Annotated in this window: 2 protein-coding genes, 1 tRNA gene and 2 rRNA genes (1 of these 5 running past the window's edge); all 5 read left to right on the top strand. The window is 55.2% G+C overall.

Translation table 11 applies throughout. The features are described from left to right. Positions 1 to 420: 420 nt before the first annotated feature. Positions 421 to 3,218 (top strand): 23S ribosomal RNA (locus tag ACWGS8_RS03230). A gap of 204 nt (positions 3,219 to 3,422) precedes the next feature. After that, positions 3,423 to 3,537, top strand: a 5S ribosomal RNA gene (rrf, locus tag ACWGS8_RS03235). 250 nt (positions 3,538 to 3,787) lie between these two features. Then, positions 3,788 to 3,864, top strand: a tRNA-Met gene (locus ACWGS8_RS03240). A 644-nt stretch (positions 3,865 to 4,508) separates the two neighbouring features. After that, positions 4,509 to 4,775 carry a type II toxin-antitoxin system ParD family antitoxin gene (locus ACWGS8_RS03245; protein WP_454579571.1) on the top strand — a complete coding sequence of 89 codons (267 nt, stop codon included), beginning with the start codon at positions 4,509 to 4,511 and terminating at the stop codon, positions 4,773 to 4,775. A 3-nt stretch (positions 4,776 to 4,778) separates the two neighbouring features. Further along, a protein-coding gene (locus ACWGS8_RS03250; RefSeq protein ID WP_454579572.1) for a type II toxin-antitoxin system RelE/ParE family toxin crosses the window boundary here: on the top strand, positions 4,779 to 5,000 show its 5' portion. Its footprint extends 90 nt past the window's final position; 222 of the gene's 312 nt are visible here — the first part of the coding sequence; the start codon lies at positions 4,779 to 4,781; the stop codon falls past the right edge of the window.

The raw sequence follows: 5,000 nt of genomic DNA on the forward strand, positions 1-5,000 counted from the left end.
ATCGCGCAATCCCGAAGGGATTGTCGCGGGTCGCGACGATCCTGCGGATCGCGCGGAGGTGTTGAGTGGAGATGTGGTGAAAAAAGTCATTCGTATAAAGGTTTGTGGTGAGCGTCATGCTCTCCGCTTGTTCTGTTTGACATCGTAAAGAGAAGATTTGTTCGAACTTCATGAGCCGCAAGGTCTCATGATTTGTCGCAAGGGACGCTCAATCCCTTGCATATGATGGGTTTGCCTAACCGCGCCCTCGAACCGATCTCGAGAAGCTGGTCTTTTTGTGCCAATGACATCGAATTGGATCCCGCACAGGATCCGGTTCAGGCGACAATTCTTGCGGAATTGCGCGGACGCTAACCCCGCAAGGGTTTGGCTGAAGCGACAATCCTTCGGATTGCGCGGATGGGCATTGGCAATGAGAACGATCAAGTGTCTTAAGGGCAATTGGTGGATGCCTTGGCATGCACAGGCGATGAAGGACGTGATACGCTGCGATAAGCTACGGGGAGGTGCGAATACCCTTTGATCCGTAGATTTCCGAATGGGGAAACCCACCTAAGGTACTTGGAAAATCAGAGTAGCAGAGCGATCTGCTGCTGTGGTTTCCAAGTATCGATAATAGGTAACTTACCCTGAATACATAGGGGTAAAGTGGCGAACGCGGGGAACTGAAACATCTAAGTACCCGTAGGAAAGGACATCAACCGAGACTCCGGAAGTAGTGGCGAGCGAACCCGGACCAGGCCAGTGGCGATTGAGAGACAAGCGGAACCTTCTGGAAAGTAGGGCCATAGTGGGTGACAGCCCCGTACGCGTAATGCAATCAATCGTCCTCGAGTAAGGCGGGACACGTGAAATCCTGTCTGAAATTGGGGGGACCACCCTCCAAGCCTAAGTACTCGTGCATGACCGATAGCGAACTAGTACCGTGAGGGAAAGGTGAAAAGCACCCCGACAAGGGGAGTGAAAGAGTACCTGAAACCGATTGCCTACAAACAGTGGGAGCCCGCAAGGGTGACTACGTACCTTTTGTATAATGGGTCAGCGACTTAGTGTGACGAGCAAGCTTAAACCGCTAGGTGTAGGCGCAGCGAAAGCGAGTCTGAACAGGGCGTTCAGTTCGTCGCATTAGACCCGAAACCGAGTGATCTAGCCATGAGCAGGTTGAAGGTAAGGTAACACTTACTGGAGGACCGAACCCATAACTGTTGCAATAGTTCGGGATGACTTGTGGCTAGGGGTGAAAGGCCAATCAAACTCGGAAATAGCTGGTTCTCCGCGAAATCTATTTAGGTAGAGCGTCGACCGAATACCCCAGGGGGTAGAGCACTGGATGGGCTAGGGGTCCTCACCGGATTACCAAACCTAACCAAACTCCGAATACCTGGGAGTACTAGTCGGCAGACACACGGCGGGTGCTAACGTCCGTCGTGAAAAGGGAAACAACCCTGACCTACAGCTAAGGTCCCCAAGTTATGGCTAAGTGGGAAAGGATGTGAGGATCCCAAAACAACCAGGATGTTGGCTTAGAAGCAGCCATCATTTAAAGAAAGCGTAACAGCTCACTGGTCTAAATAAGGGTCTTTGCGCCGAAAATGTAACGGGGCTAAAGCCATACACCGAAGCTTAGGGTTCGTAGCAATACGAGCGGTAGCGGAGCGTTCTGTAAGCTGATGAAGCCATACCCGTGAGGGGTGGTGGAGGTATCAGAAGTGCGAATGCTGACATGAGTAACGTAAGGGGAGTGAGAGACTCCCCCGCCGAAAGACCAAGGGTTCCTGCTTAAAGCTAATCTGAGCAGGGTTAGCCGGCCCCTAAGACGAGGCGGAAACGCGTAGTCGATGGGAACCACGTTAATATTCGTGGGCTTGGAGGTAGTGACGGATCATTGAGGTAGTCCAATCTTATCGGATTGAACGGGCTGCTGCGTGGTTCCAGGAAATAGCTCCTCCTTATAAACCGTACCCGAAACCGACACTGGTGGTCTGGTAGAGTATACCAAGGCGCTTGAGAGAACTATGCTGAAGGAACTCGGCAAATTGCACGCGTAACTTCGGAAGAAGCGTGACCCTTTTCTGCGCAAGCAGAGGAGGGTGGCACAGACCAGGGGGTAGCGACTGTTTATCAAAAACACAGGGCTCTGCGAAGTCGCAAGACGACGTATAGGGTCTGACGCCTGCCCGGTGCTGGAAGGTTAAGAGGAGGGGTGCAAGCTCTGAATCGAAGCCCCAGTAAACGGCGGCCGTAACTATAACGGTCCTAAGGTAGCGAAATTCCTTGTCGGGTAAGTTCCGACCTGCACGAATGGCGTAACGACTTCCCCGCTGTCTCCAGCATAGACTCAGTGAAATTGAATTCCCCGTGAAGATGCGGGGTTCCTGCGGTTAGACGGAAAGACCCCGTGCACCTTTACTATAGCTTTACATTGGCATTCGTAGTGGCATGTGTAGGATAGGTGGTAGGCTTTGAAACCTGGGCGCCAGCTCAGGTGGAGCCACCCTTGAAATACCACCCTTATTACTATGGATGTCTAACCGCGGCCCGTTATCCGGGTCCGGGACAATGTATGGTGGGTAGTTTGACTGGGGCGGTCGCCTCCTAAAGAGTAACGGAGGCGCGCGATGGTGGGCTCAGAACGGTCGGAAATCGTTCGCTGAGTGCAATGGCATAAGCCTGCCTGACTGCGAGACTGACAAGTCGAGCAGAGACGAAAGTCGGTCATAGTGATCCGGTGGTCCCGCGTGGAAGGGCCATCGCTCAACGGATAAAAGGTACGCCGGGGATAACAGGCTGATGACCCCCAAGAGTCCATATCGACGGGGTTGTTTGGCACCTCGATGTCGACTCATCGCATCCTGGGGCTGGAGCAGGTCCCAAGGGTATGGCTGTTCGCCATTTAAAGCGGTACGTGAGTTGGGTTCAGAACGTCGTGAGACAGTTCGGTCCCTATCTGCCGTGGGTGTAGGAATATTGAAAGGATCTGTCCCTAGTACGAGAGGACCGGGATGGACGGATCTCTGGTGGACCTGTTGTGGCGCCAGCCGCATAGCAGGGTAGCTATATCCGGACGGGATAACCGCTGAAGGCATCTAAGCGGGAAACCCACCTTAAAACGAGTATTCCCTGAGAACCGTGGAAGACGACCACGTTGATAGGCCGGGTGTGGAAGAGCGGCAACGCTTGAAGCTTACCGGTACTAATAGTTCGATCGGCTTGATCGTTCTCATTCCTTATGCCCATCTGACATAGTCAGATGGTTTGTTCTCACTCACGCTTGTTCCGCCCTGCGGGCGGCGCTACGTGGGTGCGGCGCATCAGCGCCGACGGTCGGTCGACCTTGCGAAGCTTCGCTTCGAAAGGCGCCAAGATCAAAGAACGTCCATGGCACAGAAAACAGCTTCTCGAAAAAACGTGCGTTTTGCCGACCTGGTGGTTATGGCGGAGCGGCTGCACCCGATCCCATTCCGAACTCGGCCGTGAAACGCTCCAGCGCTGATGGTACTTCGTCTCAAGACGCGGGAGAGTAGGTCGCTGCCAGGTCTGCTAAACGCACGTTTTATCTGTCACATCGTACTTTCCAAAAATCGAAGCCGATTTTTGGGTCGATCTGATGAAATCTTCTCTCTACGAACTGGCCCGCCAATCGGGAAACCACGGGCCGCGAAAGCGGCCCTTTCATTTGGTGAGCCATCTACCTATCTGTAGGCCAGCCTAGTCGTAGGCTCGTGCTTACGTCCCAAGCAAGCAAACGCTTGCTTGGATCAGCAAGCAAACGCTTGCTTAGGGTTGACGCGGGGTGGAGCAGCCCGGTAGCTCGTCAGGCTCATAACCTGAAGGTCACAGGTTCAAATCCTGTCCCCGCAACCAAATACAAAAGAGCCCGCCCTCGTGCGGGCTCTTTTGTTTTTTGCCGAGAGCGCCGGCGAGCTCAACCTCCAACAGGGGCCCCGCAACGAGGCCTTGCCGCCGCCGCACGACACAAACTCAAAGCCTCGCCCCAAAACCAACATTCAACGGCCCGCCTCAAGCGGGCCGTTTTGTTTTTTGCTGTCGTGGCCGGCGGGCTTAGCCAATGCCGCACGACAGAAAACAAAGCCTCTCCCCAAACCAATCTCAAATGGCCGTTGGCTCAAATCCAGCATGCGGGGATCGCGGCTGCGGCGCCGCGGAAGAACTCACACGTACGGTCGAGGCGATTAGCGAGAGCCGAATCGCAAGCGGCGACCTCAACCAGATGCGAAATGACTTTGGCCGGCGGGCATTTTTCCCAGCCGACTTCGATGCTTCATCGTCCCGCCCGCATGACGAGAGCAGGAGCTGTCGACTGCAGACCCGATTCCTCGATCGCGCCGGCATCACCGGGGCGGAGGCGATACTCGGTTGTGCCGAATCGGCGAATCAAGCGGAATAATCCCGAATCAAAGGCAGCGTGCGGCCGAATCGGCTAATTCTGGCAATAGGTGACATCTATTGCTATCTTCCTGTGATCGACATTCTTTCCAGAGGTTGCCATGCCCAACTACGCTCTTAACGACCACTATGAGAGCTTCATCAAGAAGCAGCTCGCATCAGGTCGTTATAACAATGCCAGTGAGGTCGTCCGCGCCGGCTTGCGGATGCTCGAGGATTTCGAGGCGGAGCGGGAGAGGTGGCTGCGCGAGGAAATCCCGGGGCGCCTGACTGAGCTCCAGCAGGATCCGGCCAAGGGGATTCCCGCCGATACGGTGTTTTCCCGGCTGGAGGCGCGCCATCGCGCCAAGCAGGCGAAAGCCAAGTAGGGGATGGAGTACCGGATTGTCTTCCATCCCATGGCGGAAGCGGAACTCGGACAGCTCTATGACGACATAGCCGGGCGCGCGTCGCCGGCGATCGCCTGGAATTTCGTTGTCGGCATCCGCGACCAATGCCTGGGGCTAGCGACTTTTCCACAGCGCGGCACGGAGCGGGTCGAGATCATGCCCGGGCTGCGGATTGTTGGTTACCGGCGCGCCGTCAGCATCGCT

This window comes from Mesorhizobium sp. 43Arga (assembly GCF_053714255.1).